General features: G+C 43.4%; 1 protein-coding gene. It reads left to right on the forward strand.

The genetic code is table 11. From position 1 onward, the window contains the following. Positions 1 to 825: penicillin-binding transpeptidase domain-containing protein (locus D8863_RS10490; RefSeq protein ID WP_260469799.1), on the forward strand; the 825-nt coding region annotated here is incomplete at both ends.

The raw sequence follows: 825 nt of genomic DNA on the forward strand, positions 1-825 counted from the left end.
TTTTAACTACGGGTATGGAAGTCTACACAAACGTTGATTCTAAGGTCCAACAACGTCTCTGGGATATTTACAATACGGACGAGTATGTCAACTATCCAGATGATGAGTTACAGGTAGCCTCCACTATCGTTGATGTCACAAACGGGAAAGTCATTGCCCAATTAGGTGCTCGCCACCAATCAAGTAACGTTTCCTTTGGAATAAACCAGGCTGTAGAAACTAACCGTGACTGGGGTTCTACCATGAAGCCTATTACAGACTATGCTCCTGCTTTGGAATACGGCGTTTATGATTCAACTGCTTCGATTGTCCACGATAGTCCTTATAATTACCCCGGAACCTCTACCCCTGTCTATAACTGGGATAAGAGTTACTTTGGAAACATAACACTCCAGTATGCTCTCCAGCAATCACGGAATGTACCGGCTGTAGAAACGCTAGAGAAAGTAGGTCTCGATCGTGCCAAGAACTTCCTAAATGGACTAGGTATTGACTACCCAAGCATACACTATGCTAATGCTATTTCAAGTAATACAACCGAATCTGACAAAAAGTATGGAGCAAGCAGCGAGAAGATGGCTGCGGCTTATGCTGCTTTTGCCAATGGCGGTATCTACCGCAAACCTATGTATATCAATAAGATTGTCTTTAGTGATGGCAGTTCAAAAGAATTCTCTGATTCTGGTACACGTGCTATGAAAGAAACGACAGCCTATATGATGACAGATATGATGAAAACCGTTTTGGCATACGGAACTGGTCGAGGAGCCTACCTCCCTTGGCTACCACAAGCTGGTAAAACTGGTACGTCAAACTATACAGATG

Source organism: Streptococcus oralis (genome assembly GCF_003943825.1).
GTDB lineage: Bacteria > Bacillota > Bacilli > Lactobacillales > Streptococcaceae > Streptococcus > Streptococcus oralis_CD.